Origin of the sequence: Natrinema saccharevitans, from assembly GCF_001953745.1 — an archaeon.
In the GTDB taxonomy this organism is placed as follows: domain Archaea; phylum Halobacteriota; class Halobacteria; order Halobacteriales; family Natrialbaceae; genus Natrinema; species Natrinema saccharevitans.
Window position 1 is genome coordinate 1,314,788 of record NZ_LWLN01000001.1, and the last position, 19,878, is coordinate 1,334,665.

The window sequence follows — 19,878 nt, forward strand, 5'->3', positions numbered from 1 at the left end:
AAATAACGTATCCGGGGTACAGTATGAGTGCGCCGACACTCGAGCCACAGGCCGATTGGAACCAGTTGTACATCGACGGCGAGTGGCGCGACGCCACCGGCGGCGAGACGATCCCCGTGGAGAACCCGGCGAAACAGGAAGTGTTTACGGAGGTGCCGTCGGGGACCGAAGCCGACGTCGACGCCGCCTACGAGGCGGCCGAGGCGGCTCAGTCCGACTGGGCGGCGACCCCTCGAGCGGAGCGCGACGAGATCGTGCAGAACCTGCTGGACGAACTCAACGCGCGCTTCGAGGAGATCGCCGGCCTGCTCGCGACCGAAGCCGGCACCCCGGGCTATCGCGCCATGGGCGAGTTCGCCACTGCGACCGGCGACGTGGAGATGGCACTGGACCTCGAACCGCCCGAGGAGGAGGTCCGGCCCTCGCCCTCGATCGACGACAAGGACAACCACATCGTCTACGAACCCGTCGGCGTCGTCGGCGTCATCTCGCCGTGGAACTTCCCGCTGCATCTCTCCCTGCGAGCGGTCGCGCCCGCGATCGCGCTGGGCAACACCGTCGTCCTGAAGCCGGCGACGGACACGCCGATCACCGGCGGACTGCTCATCGCGAAACTCTGTGAGGCCGCGGGCGTCCCCGACGGCGTCGTCAACGTCGTCACCGGCCGCGGCTCGGAGATCGGCGACCGGATCGCCAATCACCCGACGCCGCGGGTGGTCTCCTTTACCGGCTCGACGTCCGTCGGCAAGGGCGTCGCCGAGCAGGCCGGCAAGAACCTCGCGTTGCCGGCCCTCGAACTCGGCGGGAACGCCCCCTTCATCGTCACCGACGACGTCGACGTAGAGCGGGCCGCCCGCGCCGGCGCGTTCGGTTCGTTCTTCCACCAGGGGCAGGTCTGTATCTCGATCAACCGCCACCTGGTCCACGAGTCGGTCTACGACGAGTACGTCGACCTGCTGGTCGACCACGCCGAGTCGCTCGTCGTCGGCGACCCCTCCGAGAACGAGGACGTCACGTTCGGCCCGGTTCAAAACGAGACCCAGCGCGACGCCCTCGTGGAATTTATCGAGGGCTCGCTCGAGTCGGGCGCGACCCTCGAGACCGGCGGCGAGGCCGACGGGCTGTTCGTCGAGCCGACGGTGCTATCGGACTGTACCAACGACATGCCGACCGCCTGTAACGAACACTTCGGTCCGGTCGCGCCCGTGATCCCGTTCTCGGACGACGACGAGGCCATCGAACTGGCGAACGACACCGAGTACGGCCTCTCGGCGTCGGTCTTCTGCGAGGACGAAGAGCGCGCTCGCGATCTGGCCGATCGGGTCGAAGCCGGCATGGTCCACATCAACGACCAGCCGATCAACGAGGACCACAACGCGCCCTTCGGCGGCGTCAAGCAGTCGGGGCTCGGCCGGTACCACGGCGAGTGGATCACCCGCGAACTCACCGAGCCCAAGTGGATCTCCGTGCAGGGCGAGGAGCGGGATTACTTCGTCTTCGAGTAGCTACTCGCTCGAGGTCCAGCCGCCCTTCGAGTTCGCGACGGTCTTCGCAGCGACCCGTCCGTCGTCGTTCTTTTCGACGCCATCCGGTTCCGTTTCCGTCGACTCATCCGAGTCGGAATCAGATCGGTCTGTTCGAGTACACTATGAGAGACAACGTCTCGGGTCTATCGACCGATCGTCGCTACCGCCCGCGCTCCTCGACCCGCAGCGTGTACTCCCCGCTGCCGCTGTTGGCGTGGACCTGCAGCCCGAACGACTCGTCGCCCTCGAGGTCGAGGGCGATCGAGGGGGCCGTCCCCGAGCCCGCGGCCGCCTCGTCGTGGCTCCATCTCGTCGGTCGACTGCCGTCGGTGGTCACGTAGAGGTCGAAATCACCTCTCGAGGGGCCCTCGAGGGAAATCGTGATCGAGCAAGGATCGTCGGTGAGAGGTGAGTAGCCGTACCGTTTGCTCTCACCCCACCAGCCGCTGCCGTCCCCGAGCCCGCGGCCGCCTCGTCGTGGCTCCATCTCGTCGGTCGACTGCCGTCGGTGGTCACGTAGAGGTCGAAATCACCTCTCGAGGGGCCCTCGAGGGAAATCGTGATCGAGCAAGGATCGTCGGTGAGAGGTGAGTAGCCGTACCGTTTGCTCTCACCCCACCAGCCGCTGCCGTCCCCGAGCCCGCGGCCGCCTCGTCGTGGCTCCATCTCGTCGGTCGACTGCCGTCGGTGGTCACGTAGAGGTCGAAATCACCTCTCGAGGGGCCCTCGAGGGAAATCGTGATCGAGCAAGGATCGTCGGTGAGAGGTGAGTAGCCGTACCGTTTGCTCTCACCCCACCAGCCGCTGCCGTCGAGGGAGCCGCTCGCGCTCGCGGTGACCGTTTCGTCGCCGCACTCGCCGGTGTCGGACTCGGTCTCGCTGCTATCGTCGCGATCGTCGCCGAATGGATCGGTTTCGACGGCGGCGGCCGCGTCGACCCGTCCGTACCCCTGCTGGTCGGCCGCGAGGCCGAGGTCGACGGCCGTCTCCCGGAGGTGGTCGCGGAGCTGCGACCGCGAGAGGTCGGGATGGGCCGACAGCGCGAGCCCGGCGACGCCGGCGACTACCGGGGCCGCCATCGACGTGCCGGACATCCGTCCGTAGCCGCCGCCGGTCGTACTCGAGACGATGCGGCTGCCCGGGGCGGCGAGTTCGATCTCGGGGCCGGTGTTGGAGAAGGAGGCGATCGAATCGGCGTCGTCGACGGCGGCGACGGCGACGACGCTGTCCTCGGCAGCCGGCGAGTAGACGCGATCGCTGCCGGCGTTACCGGCGGCACCGACCAGCAGGACGCCCCGATCGGCCGCGTACTCGCAGGCCGCGGTCAGGGTCCGGTAGGAGCCGTCGACGCCCAGCGAGAGGTTGACGACGTCCGCGTCGGCGTCGGCCGCCCACTGGATCGCGTCGGCGATGTCCGACAGCGAGCCGACGCCGTCCGCGTCGAGGGCCCGGAGCGAGAGCAGGGAGCAGTCGCTGATCCCCGCGTGCCCGGTGCCGTCGTCGGTCCCGCCGGCAGCGATGCCGCCGACGTGCGTGCCGTGGTCCCCGCCGCTGCCGGGGTACGGATCGCCGTCGCCGTCGACGAAGTCCCTGCCGATCCGATCGTCCACGGTGGCCTCGAGCGCGGGATGGTCGTACTGGATCCCCTGATCGACGACCGCGATGACGACGTCCTCGCTCCCGCGGGTCGTCTCCCACGCGCGTTCACAGCCGATCAGTTCTGGGGCGTACTGGTAGCCGTAGTAGGGGTCGTTCGGCTCGAAAACCGTTTGGACCGTCACGTTGGGTTCGGCGTACTCGACGGCGGGCGAGTCGGTGACCGCGTCGATGAACGCCTCGCGGGCCCGCTCGGGCGCGTCCGATGGGAACGAAACGACTGCGTAGCGAATCGTGTCGTTCGTATGCACAACGTCTGCGTTCCCGGGAACTGCGGCGCGTGCTTCATCGGCCACGTCCGAGGCCGAAGGCGAAATGCCGAGGATGATCTCGTCGTTTTTCGGTCCCGGGTCGCGGCCGGGCGTTGCACTCGTGAGACCGGACGCGCCGATCAATCCGCCGATAGCGATCGATCCGACACCAGTCAGGATCGATCGGCGGTCGTGTGTGCGGTCGGCGTCGTCGTCCGGCGGATTGTTCTGTGTCATCGGTCGACAGTCATCACTACCTGAAATTAGTAAACTCTTATCGAACTTCGTCTAATTTATTCTCGAAATAACCGACCGGATACTGATAGAACGAAACTATATACACGAATAGTGGATGAATATGTGGAGGCGGCGGGTTACGGCACCCGGACGAAACCCGAGAAACGCAGTGAGGGTTTCCCGAAGCGGCGACGGGTCAGCGAGTCGTCTCCGGCGGTGACTTCGAACTGCGGCCGTCGTCGGCGGTTCAGAACTGAACGGTTATTTGCCCAGTTCTTCGACGCTCACGGTGTAGGAACCGCTGCCGCTGTATCGACTGACGAGGATACCGAACTCCTCGTCGCCGCTGAGGTCCACGTCGATCGATTCGTTCGAGTCGTTACCGACCGACCGCTCATCGTAGTCCCGCTGCGTCGGCGTCCGTCCGTCGAGGGTCAGGTAGAGATCGAAGTCCGCGGTCTCCGGCCCCTCGAGGGAGACGGTGGCGCTGCAGGGATTCGCCGTTTTGAGGGTGTAGGTGTAGGTGTCGCTCGGATTGCCCCACCAGTCGCCGCTGAGTTGGCCGTCCTTACTGGCCGTGTTCACTTCGTCGCCGCAGTCGCCGGGTTCGGGATCCGGATCCGGGTCCGGATCGGGGCTCGTACCGGGCTCGGTGGTGACGGCGTTCCCGGCGTCGACACGACCGCTTCCCTGTTCGGTGGCGTCCAGCCCGATGTCGACGGCCGTCTCCTTGAGGTGCGTCCGCAGGTCCTCGTTCGAGAGGCTCGGCCAGGCAGACAGCGTCAGTCCGGCGACGCCGGCGACGACCGGCGACGCCATCGAGGTACCGCTGAAGGTATCGTAGTCGTCGAAGGGAATCGTCGAGAGGACGTCGCCACCGGGTGCGGCCAGTTCGATTTTCGGACCGACGTTCGAAAAGTCCGACAACGTTTCGCCCTCGTCGAGCGAGGAGACGGCCAGAACGGTGTCGTAGGCGGCCGGATACGAGACGGGGCTGCCGTAATCGTTGCCGGCGGCCCCGACGAGCAACGAGCCCTGCGACTGTGCGTACTCACAGGCCTGTCGCATCAGGTCCGTCTCACCGCCGCCGCCGAGGGACATATTGATGATGTCGGCACCCTGATCGGCCGACCACTGGACCGCGTCGGCGATGTCCGAGAGCGATCCGCCACCACCGGATCCGAGCGCGCGGGCCGAGAGGAGCGAACAGTTCGAAATACCGGCGTGACCGGTCCCGTTGTCGGTGCCGCCGGCGGCGATGCCGCCGACGTGCGTGCCGTGGTTCTCGCTCGCCTCCTCCGGATACGGATCGCCGTCGGCGTCGACGAAGTCCTCGCCGTTGTTCGAGACGCTGTCGTCCATGTTCTCCGCGAGATTCGGGTGATCGTACTGGATTCCCTGGTCGACGATCGAGATCGTCACGTCCGGATCGCCGAGGGTCTCTTCCCAGGCCTCCTCACAGTTGACTTGCTGTGGCGCGTACTGGCTTCCGAAGTTCGGATCGTTCGGAGTGTACAGCGGCGACGCACCACCTCGTGCGTCCGCCGTCCCGCCGTCGGTTCCCGACTCGAGCGGCTCGGCCTCGAGTGCGTGGTACGTGACGTTGTCTTCCGTGTACTGGACCTCGTTGGCGTCCATGAGGGTTCGCTGGACGGTTTCCTTGGCCTGTATGGAGGCTTCGTCGGGCAGCTCTACCGACGCGTAGCCGAGCGTTTCGTTCGTGTGTACGACGTTCGCGTCGGTCGGGAGTTTCGGTTGGACTGCCGCCTCGATATCCGAAACGTCGGCGTCGACACCGACGATCAGTTCGTCCTCTTTCGGTCCCGGCTCGCGTCCCGGCGTTGCGGACGTCACGCCGCCGAGACCGAGGATCGCACCGAACGCACCGGCTGCTTCGAGGATCGATCGTCGATTCACGTGTGAACGGTTATCATCAGCCATGATGCGTGTGAAACGATTTCGTTCAGGTATTAAAGAATTTCCAAATTCATTGAGAGTTAATACAAAATATATACCAGTAGTATACTATATAGAATGGCCGCTATTACTGTTAGCAACCACGATTGCGCGGTCTTCGGTCCGCCGTTGTGGTAGATAATAAACCCAATAAAAATTTGTTTCTTATCCGGTGGCCGTGTATTTTCCCGCCACTCTCCGGTCTCGATCGGCCTATCGATCGGGTCGGCGAGAACAGCGGCGACGCTGTCGTTTCGCCACACCTATCTCCGGGCGCGGGAAAGAGCGGGCAACTGACTATGTTCGACCGCGTTCGTACCCGTCTCGCGCCCGATACCGAAACCGAGCCGACGGTAGGGCTGTTCGTCGACGGGCCGAACGTCTTCCGCGACGAGTTCGACGTCGATCTCGACGATCTCCGGGATGCCGCCGGCGAACTCGGCCGCGTCGGCGTCATTCGACTCTACCTCGACGAACACGCGACGCCCGGCCTCATTCAGGCCGCGGAGGCCCGCGGGTTCGAAGTGATCGTCACCAGCGGCGATGTCGACGTGAAACTCGCGGTCGACGCGACCGCGCTGGCCGGCGACGCCACGATCGACCGCCTCGCGATCGCCTCGCGCGATACCGATTTCAAACCCGTTCTCGAACACGCGGGCACCCTCGGCGTGAAAACGTACGCGATCGCGCCGGGGTCGTACGGCCGCTCGGACGCGTTGCGAAACGCGGCCGACGAGGCCGTCACGCTCGAGACGGACGGTTAACCGCTATAAGAGCTTTCGCCGACGACCTCGACGAGGTCGCCCTCGCCCGTCGCCGTGGTCTCGTCGAAGCCGGTCACGCGGACCCGGACCTGCTTCTCGACGGTCTCCGGGCCGGCTCCCTCGACGAGCAGTTCGGTGTCGCCGATGTAGGCCCGTCCCGCCGAGCCGTTGGTCTCGGCGATGAAGACGTCTATTTCGCTCCCAACCTCGAGGGAGGGTCGGTTCGCCCGGAACGTCCAGCCTTTGAGATACTTTCCGAAGATGCTCATACGCGTGCCACCTCCTCGCTCTCGCGGTCGATCAGGTACTCGCGGCCGAAGCCGGTCAGCGCCGCGATGACGAACACCGCCACCAGCAGCCAGCCCTGGAAGACGTAGGGAACGACGTCGATCGGCGTGACGAGCATCGACTGCTCGAACCAGTCGTAGTCGCCGGGCAGTTGCTGCATCGCCGAGTAGCCGGCCAGCACCCCGCCCGACCACGGGAAGATGTAGCCCATGGCCGCGGTCTGCCCGTCGAGGATGTTCGCCCGCCGGTAGCCGTTCAGGTTGAACCGCTCGCCGATCTTCGAGATGTAGGGCCCGATCGCGACCTCGGCGGCGGTGTTGATCGTGATGATCGCGTTGATCAGCGCCGCGGTCCCGACCATCGTCAGTTCGGCGTTGCGGACGTTCGTCGCGAGGTTCTCGATCGACCACTCGAGCAGCACCTCGAAGGCCCCGCCGCGGATCATGATCTGGGCCGCGCCGATGATCAGCAACACGAGAATCGAGAGTTCGAGGAAGCCGGCGACGCCGTTCATCAGGCTGCCGCCGACGCCGACCGCGTCGGGGTCCTCGACGATCGTCAGAATCGGTAGGGACTCGAGCGGCCCGGCCAGCGGTGCGTCTTCGGGGGCGTTGAACATGACGATGTCACCGGGGCCCGCGAGGCCGAAGACGAGGTTGAAGACGACGGCGACGACGATCCCCCACGAGATCGCCTCGACGATGTGTCGGCCGGCGATCGCCGTTCCGATCACGGCGGCCATCGAGACGACGTGGACCAGTCCGATGGCCTCGCTCTCTTCGAGGAAGATCGCCTGCGCTTCGGCCCCGATCTCGAGGCCGTCCATCGCGCCGCCGGCGGCGACGTAGCCGAGGAAGGTGAGGATGGCGGCGATGATGACGTACTTGAACCGGGAAGCGACGACGCCCCCGATGTCGGCGTCCTGCGTGACGGCGCTGACGATCGTCGTGTCGCTGACGGGCGCTAAGTTGTCGCCGAAGATCGCTCCCGAGAGGATCGCGCCGAACAGGAGGACGGGGTTCGCGCCGAGCAACACCCCGGCGGGGAAAAAGAGGCCGACGAACGCGACGCTCGAGCCGTAGCCGGTCCCGATCCCCGTCGTGAAGACCGCCGCGAGGACGAACGTGATCGCGGGGAACAACGCTGCGCCGACACCGGCAGTGTCGGCCAGCCAGACGAGGCCGCCGACGAAGCCGCCGTCCTGCAGGAGCTGGGCGAACATGCCGGCCCAGATCCACGCGACGATCGCCGTCACCGCGACGGGCTGGGTCATTCCCTCGAAGATCGTGTTGGCGTAGTCCTTCCAGTCGCCTCGAGCGAAGAACATTCCGACGATGAGCCCGACCAGGATGCCCACGATGAGCCCCCCGGTGTCCCCGATCCGCCAGAGGGCGGTCTGGACGATGGCCCAGACGATGAAGAAGGCGATCGGGAACGCGCTCATCCCGCGGCCGCCGTAGAACTCGACTGTGGGGCCGTCGCTGTCGGGCTGTGTGAACTGGTCGGTCGGTTCGTCGCCAGCGTCACTCATATGTGATCACTCATATTGGCACGCGGTCGTAGTATTGACATCGATCATTATAGCTATTTCTGACAGTATTGGATTCGTGGTTCTCGTCGGTCGCTATCGATCCTTCTGGCAGTACGCGCGAGGTCTATCATTTAGGTATCGGTTCCTACTGACGGCATCGGGGGCAATCGGTCGTCGAACTCGCCGGTCGTTCGGTCCATTGCGGCCGGCGACGGTCGATACGGACCGGCGACGGCGGTCCGAACCCGGTGACTTTTCGGGGTCGGCCCGCCCATCCACGCGTATGATCGACGATCGGCCGGTGCTGGACGACCACCTCCACCTCGATCCGGACAACCATCGGGGCATCGACGCCGTCCGCGACTTCGCCCGCGTCGGCGGCACCCACCTGCTGGTGGTGAACAAACCCTCCTGGCACCTCGGCGTCGAGGCCGAGACCGGCGACGACTTCCGGCTGGTCTTCGAGCGCACGATCGACATCGTCGACGAGGCCTCGAGCGAACTCGAGGGCCGGGCCTGGCCCGTCCTCGGGGTCCACCCCGGCCTGATCACCCGGCTGGTCGACGACCGGGACTTCTCGCCCGACGAAGCGCGGGATCTCATGCAGGCGGGGATCGACGTCGCAGCGGAGTACGTCGAGTCGGGCGACGCGCTGGCGCTGAAATCGGGTCGCCCCCACTACGAGGTCGACGACGACGTCTGGGCGGCCTCGAACGCCGTCATGCGCCGGGCGTTCGATCACGGGGCCGACCTCGAGTGTGCGGTCCAGCTCCACGCCGAGGCCAGCGAGGACATGACCGAGGTGGCCGACTGGGCCACCGAGGCCGGGATGGAGCCCCATCGCGTCGTCAAACACTACGCGAGCGGCCGTCTCGAGGGGCCGACGCCGAGCGTGATGAGCGACAAGGACCGGCTCGAGACCGCCGCCGAGCGGGGCGAGCCGTTCCTGATGGAGACCGACTACATCGACGACCCCGACCGACCGGGCGCAGTGCTGGGTCCCAAGACGGTCCCGCGGCGGGTCCGGTGGCTGCTCGAGAACGGGTACGACGAGGCGGTCGAGATCGCCCACGTCGAGACGCCGAAGGCGGTCTACGGGATCGATACCGAAGCGACGCTCGAGCGGGATGGATAATCCCTTCTTATCGTTAAACGCCCGTGCTATCCGGCGGGATAAAACGTCCCCTAAGCGCGTACGAGCGGCTGTAGGGACGTTTTAGTCGATTATCTAGCCTGTCCAAACATTCACTTTCGGCGGCTAGTGTAGAGAAAGGCATTTCAAGCGGCCGGTGTAGGTGTCTGTATGAGCAATCCCCCGACCGAGTTCTACTCGGAGGAACGCTGGCAGAACTGGATCGGTCGCATCAAAGACGAAGACATCGATCCGGAAGACGAAGACTCGGCCCGACTCCTGCTCAACCTGCAGGACGACACCGCGATTGCGATCGCGAAGATCGTCGCCGCCTACGACGACGGCGAACTCGAGGGGGAGGACGCCCTCGCGGAGATCGAAGACGTCCGCGAGATCGTCCTCGGCGAGGTCGACATCGAGGACGAGGAGAAACTGATCCTGGTCGACGGCGTCCAGACGAGTCTGGTCTGTGTCTTCTTCGCGGCCGAAGAGTACGTCGCCAACGGGCCGGCCGAAGACGGCAGCGTCGGGGACTATCTGGGCGCGGCGGCCGACGCCGAGGCCGAGGAGGACCTGGACGCGGCGCTCGGCTACGCCGCCCAGGCGGGAACGCTCATCATCGACGGCGAGGAACTCGACATGGGTGTCGCGGAAGACCTCGAGTACGGCCTCGTCACGGAGTGGATCAACGGACTCGACAGCCTCCAGAGCGCGATGAGCGATCCGGAAGTCGTCGAGGAAGACGAGTAGGACGGGGTCTCGTTTTCGCCGCGCCGGGCCACCAGACGTTTAAGCGCCGGTGACCATCCACCGCTATGAGACGTCGGCACGGCGAGCGCGCGGTGACGGTCCAGATCGGAGCCGTCCTCTTGCTCGCGATCGTCTTCACCGCGCTTGCACTCTATCAGGTCAACGCCGTGCCCGCGGAAAATCAGGCGATCGAGAGCGAACACAACCAGCAGGTCCACGGCGAGATGCAAGAACTTCGAAACGCGATCAAAAACGCCGGGATTACGGGTAGCTCAACGTCGGTTTCGGTGACTCTCGGGACCCAGTATCCGACCCGGACCTTTCTGATGAACCCGCCGGACCCGACGGGCACCCTCGAGACGACCGATCCGAGCCTTCTTACGATCGATAATGCGGACGTGACCGCTCCTCTCGGTGGGTACAGTGAGGGTGAACTGGAGGATCGAGTACTCGGGTCTCACGAGACGAGAACGGTTGTTTACGGACCACACTACAACGAATATCGAAACGCTCCTACGACTCGAATCGAACACGGGCTCGCGTTCAACGATTTCGGCGACGCTACGGTCGAACTCACCGATCAACCGCTGATCGACGGTGACCGAGTCACCATCGTCCTCGTCGACGGAGACCTATCAACGTCCTCAAGCAGCGCGACGACCGTCGATACCAGATCGCTGAGTGGCCCTACGGATCCGGTCAGTCTCGAGTCGACCGGCGATAACATTACGATCACGGTTCCGACGCAGTCGCCGGACGTGTGGAACGAGACTATTGGAACCGACTTTGGACCGAAATCCGGACAGGAGAACGCAAGAGTCGTGCCGTCCGGATACGCCGACGGGAAGCTACCGATCGAACTCGCGAAGAGTGGAGAACCGTACGATCTTCAAATGGCCTGCGTTGCCATCGGAGACAGCGACACCACCTGTGAGGACTTCGATATCGACGAGGAGGCAGACTCAAAGGGCGGAACCACGCTTGCTGGTCCAAAGGTGACCGATCTTGAACTCGATCCGGTTACCGTCACTCGCGGAGAGACGGTCGACATAGCAGGCAAATTCGACAACAGGGGTGCCGCCACCGATCTACGAGGCGGGACGCCCATCGTCGATGCGGAGTGGTATCTCGTTGAGGGCGATCGCAACGGGACCCTCTCGTCCGAGGAGTTCAATAGAGCGACAACCCTGTGGGCGAACGGGACGATCGATACGGAAAACCTCGAGACAAACACCACTTATACCGTAGGTGTTCGCGCACAGGACACCCGCGGCGTCTGGACGAACGAATCCGTCGACGGTCGTGTCATGGAGTTCACTGTCGAAGACGAAGACTCTGCTGAGCAGCGGGGTCTCGAATATGCTGGCACGGCACGGACATCCGAGGGATCCCAGCTTGGGACCGACTCACAGGTCGCGTTCGACCTCGTGAATACGGGTACCGATTCAGTAACGGTCGAGGGTGTTACGGTGGAGAAAACCGGCCCAGCCGACAAGATTCGGAGCGACGATGTTGGGTTCGCCGTTCCCGAGGTACTTGTCCAAAGTACAGACAATGGATTCGCGTGGCAGTTAGGGAGCGGCGGCTACCGACTCGGCGATCGTATCGGTTTGGACGACACAGCCACTGTCGAGGGGAATCAAGAGGTAAGCGTGATCCTCACCGAGTTCCAACAACAACGGAATACGAATACGCCGATCGACATGAATGGGCGGTCGATCACTGCGACAGTCGACTATCAGTACGCCGATGGAACGACTGACGAGGTGACGGTTACGTTCACGCCACCGGAAGGCTCCTGATACGCTTTCTTCACCTGTACGATCATTTTCGTGTATAGATACATAAAATAGGTTATTGGTCTGGTGTCACTTGCTGTCGTTCATCGCACGATATTCGTCGATCGTCGAAACGTCGAACGACAATATCTTGTACCGTCACCTGCATTGAGAAGGTATGACTGCAGTCGGCATCGACGCCGTCGAGATCTGGACGGGTAACCTCAAACTCGACTTACCCGGCACGTTCGCCCCCGAGAAGGGCGAAGATCCGGAAAAGTACACGAAAGGACTCGGCCTGAACGCCAGTTCCTTCCCCGACAGTTACGAGGACATCGTCACGATGGGGGCCAACGCCGCCCACCGGCTGATGGAGCGCAAAGGCCTCGAGCCCGACGATATCGGTCGTATCGACGTCGCGACCGAGAGCGCCTTCGACAACTCGAAGCCGGTTTCGACGTACGTCGCTGGCTGCTTAGAGCAGGTCTACGAGGGAGACTTCCACCACGCGAACAAGGGCGAACGCAAGTTCGCCTGTATCGCGGGGACACAGAGCTTAGACGACGCGTACAACTGGATCCGGGCGGGCCGCAATCGCGGCCGCTCGGCGCTGGTCATCGCGACCGACACGGCGCTGTACGCCCGCGGCGACGACGGCGAGGCGACGCAGGGCGCCGGTGCCGTCGCGATGCTCATCAGCGAGGATCCGAACCTCGTCGAACTCTCCGCCGAGCAGGGCTACGGCTCGGCCGACGAGACGGACTTCCTCAAGCCCAACCAGCAGTTCCCGAGCGTCGACGGCAAACGCTCCGTGCAGGTCTATCTCGCGCGGATGCGCGAGGCCCTCGAGGACTTCGAGAGCGTCGCTGGCGAGGTCCACGAGGAGGACTTCGCGTACGCGCCCTTCCACACGCCGTTCCCGGGAATGGTCCGGAAGGCCGCGCTGCTCGCGTTCCGCCACGTCACGCGGAACACGGCGGTCGAGGACGAACTCGCCGAAGAGATCGGTCGCCAGCCCCGCCCCGAGGCGTTCGACTCCGACGACGAGTACCGCGATGCGCTCCGGGCGTACATGGACGCGCTCAAAGACACCGACCGCTACGCCGAGTGGTACGACGCCACGATCGATCCGACGCTGACGATCTCCCGCGAGGTCGGCAACTGGTACACCGGCTCGGTCCACGTCGCCCGCGCGAGCGCGCTCAAACACGCGCTCGAGAACGACCGCGGGATGGTCGGCGAGAAACTGCTGGTCGGCTCCTACGGCAGCGGTGCGCAGGCGGAGATCCACTCCGAGACGGTTCGAGACGGCTGGGTCGAGGAGATCGAGGCGCTGAACGTCGACGAACAGCTGTCCGACCGCTACGAGATGTCGTGGGACGACTACGAGGAGATCCACGACGCCCACAACCACGAGATGGACGTCGACGTCGAGGAGTTCACCACGCCCGACGAGGAGTTCGTTTTCGACGGCTGGGGCCGGATGGGTGAGCGGAAGTATCGATACGTCGAGTAGCGAGGGGGTTTTGGCGAGTGTTTTTTGGTGGAGATTGTTGCGAGCGAGCGCGTCAGCGCGAGCGAGGAAAAAGGTCCGCCGGGATGGGTGTGCGGAAGTATCGATACGTCGAGTAGCGACGGCGATTTCGGCCTGTTGCCCGAACGTCGTATCAGTAGACTAATTTGACGGGCTGTAGCACACTCGTATATGTCCGACAGTCCCGATCCCCCGGACTGGCTCGTCAAGCGGCCGGGATTGACCCTGCTCGCGCTGGCGAGCGCCCTTCTCGCACTGTTCGTTCTGCTGCCGTATCTTCAGTACGTCCTCTTCGGGGTCGTCCTCGCGTACATCCTGTTTCCGGTCCAGCGGCGTCTCGAGACCTACGTCACGCCGACGGTCGCGGCGCTTGCGGTCGTGACGGCGACCCTGCTCGTCGTATTGTTGCCCCTGATGTACGTCCTCTCGCTCGCTGTCGGCCAGTCGCTCCGACTCGTCCGGTCGATCAGGCAAGGCGAGATCGACGTCGAGACGATCGAGTCCGTCCTCGAGCGCAACGGGTACGCCGTCGATCTCGTCGAACTGTACGAGTCGAACCAGGGCCGGATCGCGACGGCCGTTCAGGAGGTCACGAACGGAGCGATCGAACTCTTGGGCAGTCTGCCGAGTATGTTCATCGGCCTGACCGTCACGCTGTTCGTCCTCTTTGCCCTGTTGCGTGACGGAGAGCGGCTCGTCTCGTGGCTCCGGTGGGTGTTGCCGATCGAGGACGACGTCCTCGACGAACTCGAGGTCGGGCTGGACCGGCTGATGTGGGCGTCGGTCGTCGGAAACGTCGCCGTCGCTGCCATTCAGTCGGTGATGCTCGGTGTCGGGCTGCTGATCGCCGGCGTTCCGGCAGTCATCTTCCTGACCGTCGCGACGTTCATCCTCACGCTGCTTCCGTTGGTCGGGGCCTTCGGGATCTGGATCCCGGCGACCATCTATCTGGTCGCGATGGGGCGACTGAGCGCCGGCGTCGCGATGTTCGTCTACGGGTTGGTCGTCACGTTCTCGGACTCCTACCTCCGACCCGCGCTGATTGGCCGGTCCAGTGCTTTCAACTCCGCGATCGTAGTCGTCGGCATCTTCGGCGGCCTCATCGTCTTCGGTGCCGTTGGCCTTTTCATCGGACCCGTCGTCCTCGGCGGGGCGAAACTCACCCTCGACTGCTTCGCGCGCGCTCGAACGGACGACCCAATCGACGGGGCCACACCCGATGCCGGCGGGCTGGCCACCGGTTCCGAGGGGGACGCCGACTCGAGCGGTGCGGACGGCGATTCCTGATCGGTCGGCGGGCGACTCAGTCGTCCGTATCGCGACCGCGGCCGCGGCTCTCGGCCAGGTACGCCGAAACGGGTGCGTTCATTATCCCCTGTCCGCTAGAGGCCAGTATCGTGTCTCGGATCGAACGCCGCCGACGATTCGGGGGCAACCGATCGGGTCGGTCGACCGAGGCCACGTCTAGCTATGCACGGATCACACGCCACGGGGAGCCCGTACGCTCCCCACACGGAGGAGGACCGCACGGCGATGCTCGAGGCGGTCGGCGCGGACTCCGTCGAGGACCTCTTCGACGTGCCGGCCGAGGTCTCGTTCGACGGCCGCTTCGACATCGACGCGCGATCGGAACGGGAAACGCGGCGGCTGGTACGCTCGCTGTTGGGCCGTAACGACGAGGTGACCGAACTGCTCGGGCGGGGCCACTACGGCTACTACGTGCCGTCGCTGGTCGATCACCTCGCGGACCGCTCGGAGTTTCTGACCTCCTACACGCAGTACCAGCCCGAGGTGTCCCAGGGGTTCCTGCAGGCCCTGTTCGAGTACCAGTCGCTGCTGGTCGAGCTGACCGGGCTCCCGGTCGCAAACTGCTCGATGTACGACGCCGCGACGGCGCTCGGCGAGGCCGCCACGCTGTCCGATCGCGTCCGCGATACCACGGGCCATCGAGTTCTCGTCCCCGAACTGCTTCGCGAGGAGCGCCGCAGTACGCTCGAGAACTACGTCGCCGGCACCGACCTCGCGGTCGAGACCTATCCGGTCGAGGACGCCGGTGTCGACCGCGCGGGTCTCGAGGCCATCGCCGACGAGGAGGTCGTCATGATCTACGCCGAGAACCCCACCGTCCGGGGGACGATCGAGGAAGCACTCGAGGCTGTCGGCGACCTCGCCGCGTCCAACGACGCCCTCTTCGTCCTCGGCTCGGACCCGATCGCGCTCTCCCTGCTCGAGCGGCCCGCCGACGTCGGCGCGGACGTCGTCGTCGGCGACGCCAGCGTCTTGGGGCTCCCGACGAGCTACGGGATGGGGATGGGCCTGTTCGCGACGCGGGAAGAGTATCTCCGGCAGGTTCCCGGCCGGCTCGTCGGGGCCAGCGAGGACGCGACCGACCGGCGAGCGTACACGCTGACGCTCCAGACCCGCGAACAGCACATCCGCCGGGAGCGGGCCACGAGCAACATCTGCACGAACCAAGCCTGGATCGCGCTCCGGACCGCGATGCACGCCGCCGTCCTCGGCCCGAGTGGCATGGTCGACCTCGCGGAGCGCGACGTCCGGCGCGCCCGCGACCTCGCGACCCGGCTCGACGACCTCGTCGGCGTCAAAGCGCCGGTCCACGACCGCCACCACCTCCGGGAGTTCGTCGCCCGCGTCGACCAGCCCGCTCGCGCCGTCGCATCGGACCTCGAGAAACGGGGCTTCGCGGTCCACGTCGTCGGCGATCACGAGATCCAGGTCTGCGTCGCCGGCGTCCCCGACGAGCGGCTGAATCGCTTCGTCGCGGCGCTCGAGGGGGTGATCCGATGAGCGACGAGCGGCCGGACGACCCGCAGGTGCGGTACGATCAGGCCCGCTACGTCGAGAACGGTGAGTACGAACCGCTGCTCTCGGAAAAGGACCTGACGCGGGTCGAGATCGGCGGCGGTGACGAGGACGCGGCCGACGGCGAATCGCCGCTGCCCGACGACCTCACCCGCGACTCGCTCGAGCTACCGGACCTCTCCGAACCCGAACTGGCGCGCCACTACACGCGGCTCTCCCAGATGATCTACGGGATCGACAGCGGGCCCTACCCGCTGGGGTCGTGTACGATGAAGTACAACCCGAAGTTCACCGAGGACGTGGCCGCACTGCCGTCGGCCGCGGTTCATCCCGACCGCTCGGCGGAGTCGATCCAGGGGACCCTCGAACTGCTCTATCGGCTGCAGGACTATCTCGGCCGAATCGGCGGTATGGACGCGGTGACGCTGCAGCCGCCCGCCGGGGCCGCCGGCGAGTTCGTCGGCATTCGCGTCGCGGCGGCCTACCACGAACACAACGGCGAGGGCCACCGCGACGAAGTCATCGTCCCCGAGAGCGCCCACGGCACCAACTTCGCGACCGCCGCTCTGGGCGGCTACGACGTCGTTTCCCTGCCCAGTGACGACGAGGGACGGGTCGACCTCGAGGCGCTCGAGGCGGCCCTCTCGGAGAACACTGCGGCGCTGATGCTGACCAACCCGAACACGCTCGGACTCTTCGAGCGCGACATCACCGAGATCGCCGAGTTGGTCCACGACGCGGGCGGACTGCTCTACTACGACGGGGCGAACTTGAACGCCCTGCTCGGCCGCGCGCGGCCGGGCGACATGGGCTTCGACGTGATGCACTACAACGTCCACAAGACGTTCGCGACGCCCCACGGCGGCGGCGGGCCGGGTGCCGGGCCGGTCGGCGTCGTCGACGACCTCGCCCCCTTCCTGCCGGCACCCCGTGTCCGGCAGCGCGACGCCGAGTCGACGGGTGGCGAGCCCCGGTACGAACTCTTCGAACCCGACCACACCATCGGCAAGGTCCACGGCTTCCACGGCAACTGGCTGGTGCTGCTCAAGACCTTCGCCTACATCGCGCGGCTCGGCGACGAGGGGCTGGCCGACGCCAGCGCCTCCGCAGTGCTGAACGCGAACTACCTCGCGGAGCAAATCGAGTATGACGTCCCCTACGGCCCCTTCCACCACGAGTTCGTCGCCAGCGCCGGCGAGCAGGACGCCGCCGACGTGGCCAAGCGGATGCTCGACTACGGCGTCCACCCGCCGACGACCAAGTGGCCCGAGATCGTCCCCGAGGCACTGATGACCGAGCCGACCGAGGTCGAGAGCAAGGACACCTTGGACCGGCTCGCCGCCGCGTTCAACGCCGTCGCCGACGAGGACGACGCGACGCTCGCTGACGCCCCAGAACGCACGACTGCCCGTCGAATCGACCAGACCAGCGCCGCGCGGAGCCCGCGGCTGTCGTGGCAGCAACTCGAGGACGACGAGTAGCGCTCGCGGCCCGTTTCGCGGGACCGTCGGCGTTTCGGACCGTTCACGACGGTGCCGCCGAGTACCGCGATCCGGTCTCAGTCCTCACGCGTGCGGACGGTTGGGCGGAGGCGCAGTCGGCTGAAGAGGCACTCTCGAGCGATAGCGGGAGAAAGAACGCGACGGGGGTTCGCTACGCCGTACTCGAGTCGACGGCGGTCCCGTTGTCGCCGATCCGGACGAAGCCGTAGTCACAGTCCGGGCAGTGCCACTTGACCTTCTCGCCGAGGTGCAACATCGTGCTGGCGGCGCGGTAGAAGGTCTTTTCTTCCCCGCAGTTGGGGCACTCGTGGTCGAGTTCCATAGCCATGTCCGGCGATAGCGGGTCGAGCGAGTTGAAGTTACTGGTTCCGCGAACGCGAGACACCGGTGGCGCGGCGAGACTGACGCGGCAATTAAGTAGTCGCCGTCCGTCGGTCCAGCCATGTCGATCTACACCGGCCGCGGCGACGACGGGGAGACGGACCTCCGCGACATGAGCCGCGTCTCGAAAGCGAGCGCCCGCATCGAGGCCTACGGGACCGTCGACGAACTCAACGCTTTACTCGGGACGATCCGTCCAACCGACTACGACGACGTCAACGACCACCTGTCGGCGATCCAGAACCACCTCCACATCGTGCAAGCCGACTTCGCCAACCCCGACCCCGACGAGGACGACCCCGCGATCCGGTCCGACCACGTCGAGACCGTCGAGGACTGGATCGACGCCTACGACGAGGAACTCGAGCCGCTGACCTCGTTCGTCCTGCCGACCGGCAGCGAGGACGGGGCCGCGCTCCATCACGCCCGGACGGTCTGTCGGCGCGCCGAGCGCCGCGCGGTCGCACTCGCCGGCGAGGAGCAGATCAACGAGGACGCGGTGCAGTATCTCAACCGGCTCTCGGACGGTCTGTTCACGATCGCGCGCGTCGTCAACGCCCGCGACGGCGAACCCGAAGAGTCGCCGGAGTACTGAGCCGGATCGCCGGTTTCCCGTTTCTCGAGGGCTCGACGAGAGCGGCCGTCACACGCAGTATCCGGGAGACGACGCGGGCGTGACCCGGATTACGCGCCGACGGCGGATGCCGGGACCTCGAGCGCGACGAGTTCGTGGCCGGTCTCCAGGCGGTGGTCGTCGCCGAGTCGGGTCGCTTCGGTGCGGCCCGCCGCCGAGCGCTCGTAGGCACAGTCGGCGCAGGTCACGAGGAACCGCTTCGTCGTGTCGGGACCCGGGGTCGTTTGGTTCGTTGCCATACGGGTCCGGTCGCCGACGAGTCGCTTGAACCGTTCGCCGAAAGGCGTAGGTATCGCCGCCGTTTCCGTCAGTAAATCGACGGACGGCGACGGTTCTGCATCTCCGAACGATCGCGGCCCGTCCGACGCGTCGCGTTTCGCCCGTCGTCGATCGACCGCCGCCCGGTCACGGAGGCGGTTCGGACGGACCGCCGGCCGCCGCTGCTGGCCGCGAGGGGATGCTATCGGGGCGGGCGTCGACTGCCGCTCGCGCGAGAACCGATCTACAGGCCGACGTTCAGCGCGTAGCCCCACGGCTGGCTCGCAAGCACTAGCACGAGCAGCGACGCGGCGAACAGTTCGACGTTCTTGGTGAAGTGGGTCAGCTCGTCCTGTTTCTGGTCCTCGGGAACTGCCCAGAAATCGTGCATGAACGGGGTCACGACGAGGAAGAAGACGGCCAGCGCTCCCGCCGCGAGGACGGGGTAGACGCCGAGAACGAGGCCGAACCCCGCGAGAACGAGGAGGACGCCCGAGGCAACGACGCCGAACTTCGGTGCCGGGACGCCCTTGGCTTCGGCGTAGCCGGCCATCGCGTCCGGCGCGAGTAAGTGGTCGATTCCCTGATAGATTATCAGGCCGCCGAACAGCAATCGGCCGGCGAGCAACACGACGGCGGCGAGGCCGCTCTCGAAGGCCATCAGCGGCTCACCTCCACGGCCGCCGCGCCGGCCGGTCCGATCGGTCGTGAGTCGGTTCGATCCGCGTTCCGCGTTCGTCGTTGCATGACGGTATCCGGTTCGTTCCCGAACTGGTTATACTCTCGCTAACAGACGTGTTACCGGGTGAAACGGCAGTTATCGGTGGAATCGAGTGGTGAACGAGAACGGGGTCGGTTCGATCGACGGGAACCGACG

At 65.5% G+C, this 19,878-nt stretch carries 18 protein-coding genes; 10 read left to right on the top strand and 8 right to left on the bottom strand.

From position 1 onward, the window contains the following. The first annotated feature begins 23 nt into the window (after positions 1 to 23). Positions 24 to 1,505 (top strand): aldehyde dehydrogenase family protein, encoded by a 1,482-nt coding sequence (locus A6E15_RS06680; protein WP_076144915.1) that lies wholly within the window; start codon positions 24 to 26, stop codon positions 1,503 to 1,505. Between the two features lie 181 nt (positions 1,506 to 1,686). Here the strand turns inward: A6E15_RS06680 and A6E15_RS06685 are convergent, their stop codons facing one another. From A6E15_RS06685 to A6E15_RS06695, 3 genes are all read right to left on the bottom strand, one after another. Continuing rightward, positions 1,687 to 2,013 (bottom strand): hypothetical protein, encoded by a 327-nt coding sequence (locus A6E15_RS06685; RefSeq protein ID WP_076144917.1) that lies wholly within the window; start codon positions 2,011 to 2,013, stop codon positions 1,687 to 1,689. 25 nt (positions 2,014 to 2,038) lie between these two features. Next, positions 2,039 to 3,670, bottom strand: a complete 1,632-nt coding sequence (locus A6E15_RS06690; RefSeq protein WP_084177342.1) for a S8 family serine peptidase — start codon at positions 3,668 to 3,670, stop codon at positions 2,039 to 2,041. A gap of 261 nt (positions 3,671 to 3,931) precedes the next feature. Continuing rightward, positions 3,932 to 5,611, bottom strand: coding sequence for a S8 family serine peptidase (locus A6E15_RS06695; protein WP_076144918.1), 1,680 nt, complete (start codon positions 5,609 to 5,611; stop codon positions 3,932 to 3,934). A gap of 314 nt (positions 5,612 to 5,925) precedes the next feature. On the opposite strand from A6E15_RS06695, the gene A6E15_RS06700 reads away from it, so the two are divergent. After that, positions 5,926 to 6,390 (top strand): NYN domain-containing protein, encoded by a 465-nt coding sequence (locus A6E15_RS06700; protein WP_076144920.1) that lies wholly within the window; start codon positions 5,926 to 5,928, stop codon positions 6,388 to 6,390. Here the strand turns inward: A6E15_RS06700 and A6E15_RS06705 are convergent. Further along, the gene (locus tag A6E15_RS06705) at positions 6,387 to 6,659 is read right to left on the bottom strand and encodes a DUF7513 family protein (RefSeq protein ID WP_076144921.1); all 273 of its coding nucleotides are present in this window, start codon (positions 6,657 to 6,659) and stop codon (positions 6,387 to 6,389) included. The two genes, A6E15_RS06700 and A6E15_RS06705, sit on opposite strands and share 4 nt — an antisense overlap. Further along, positions 6,656 to 8,209, bottom strand: coding sequence for a Na+/H+ antiporter NhaC family protein (locus A6E15_RS06710; protein ID WP_076144923.1), 1,554 nt, complete (start codon positions 8,207 to 8,209; stop codon positions 6,656 to 6,658). The genes A6E15_RS06705 and A6E15_RS06710 overlap by 4 nt, the downstream gene beginning before the upstream one ends. 283 nt (positions 8,210 to 8,492) lie before the next feature. Between A6E15_RS06710 and A6E15_RS06715 the strand changes: the two genes are divergently transcribed. From A6E15_RS06715 to gcvPB, 7 genes are all read left to right on the top strand, one after another. Further along, a complete protein-coding gene (locus A6E15_RS06715) occupies positions 8,493 to 9,344 on the top strand; it encodes a TatD family hydrolase (protein WP_076144925.1) in 852 nt (283 codons plus the stop codon). A gap of 168 nt (positions 9,345 to 9,512) precedes the next feature. Continuing rightward, positions 9,513 to 10,091 (top strand): DUF2150 family protein, encoded by a 579-nt coding sequence (locus A6E15_RS06720; protein WP_076144927.1) that lies wholly within the window; start codon positions 9,513 to 9,515, stop codon positions 10,089 to 10,091. A 92-nt stretch (positions 10,092 to 10,183) separates the two neighbouring features. Beyond that, positions 10,184 to 11,893 (top strand): hypothetical protein, encoded by a 1,710-nt coding sequence (locus A6E15_RS06725; RefSeq protein ID WP_139326569.1) that lies wholly within the window; start codon positions 10,184 to 10,186, stop codon positions 11,891 to 11,893. 154 nt (positions 11,894 to 12,047) lie between these two features. Further along, positions 12,048 to 13,385, top strand: coding sequence for a hydroxymethylglutaryl-CoA synthase (gene hmgB / locus A6E15_RS06730; RefSeq protein ID WP_076144930.1), 1,338 nt, complete (start codon positions 12,048 to 12,050; stop codon positions 13,383 to 13,385). A 189-nt stretch (positions 13,386 to 13,574) separates the two neighbouring features. Further along, on the top strand, positions 13,575 to 14,690 hold the full coding sequence (locus A6E15_RS06735) for an AI-2E family transporter (RefSeq protein WP_076144931.1): 1,116 nt from the start codon (positions 13,575 to 13,577) through the stop codon (positions 14,688 to 14,690). 183 nt (positions 14,691 to 14,873) lie between these two features. Beyond that, complete coding sequence (gene gcvPA, locus A6E15_RS06740) at positions 14,874 to 16,211, top strand: aminomethyl-transferring glycine dehydrogenase subunit GcvPA (RefSeq protein WP_076144933.1); 1,338 nt, start codon at positions 14,874 to 14,876, stop codon at positions 16,209 to 16,211. Further along, positions 16,208 to 17,707 carry an aminomethyl-transferring glycine dehydrogenase subunit GcvPB gene (gene gcvPB / locus A6E15_RS06745; protein ID WP_076144935.1) on the top strand — a complete coding sequence of 500 codons (1,500 nt, stop codon included), beginning with the start codon at positions 16,208 to 16,210 and terminating at the stop codon, positions 17,705 to 17,707. Before gcvPA ends, gcvPB begins: the two co-directional genes overlap by 4 nt. A 172-nt stretch (positions 17,708 to 17,879) precedes the next feature. Here the strand turns inward: gcvPB and A6E15_RS20830 are convergent, their stop codons facing one another. Beyond that, positions 17,880 to 18,056, bottom strand: a complete 177-nt coding sequence (locus A6E15_RS20830) for a DUF7838 family putative zinc beta-ribbon protein (protein WP_175607216.1) — start codon at positions 18,054 to 18,056, stop codon at positions 17,880 to 17,882. A 114-nt stretch (positions 18,057 to 18,170) separates the two neighbouring features. Between A6E15_RS20830 and A6E15_RS06750 the strand changes: the two genes are divergently transcribed. After that, the gene (locus A6E15_RS06750) at positions 18,171 to 18,704 is read left to right on the top strand and encodes a cob(I)yrinic acid a,c-diamide adenosyltransferase (RefSeq protein WP_076144936.1); all 534 of its coding nucleotides are present in this window, start codon (positions 18,171 to 18,173) and stop codon (positions 18,702 to 18,704) included. 89 nt (positions 18,705 to 18,793) lie between these two features. Here the strand turns inward: A6E15_RS06750 and A6E15_RS06755 are convergent, their stop codons facing one another. After that, the gene (locus tag A6E15_RS06755) at positions 18,794 to 18,982 is read right to left on the bottom strand and encodes a hypothetical protein (protein ID WP_076144938.1); all 189 of its coding nucleotides are present in this window, start codon (positions 18,980 to 18,982) and stop codon (positions 18,794 to 18,796) included. A gap of 263 nt (positions 18,983 to 19,245) precedes the next feature. After that, positions 19,246 to 19,662 carry a DoxX family protein gene (locus A6E15_RS06760; RefSeq protein WP_076144939.1) on the bottom strand — a complete coding sequence of 139 codons (417 nt, stop codon included), beginning with the start codon at positions 19,660 to 19,662 and terminating at the stop codon, positions 19,246 to 19,248. Positions 19,663 to 19,878 lie beyond the last annotated feature (216 nt).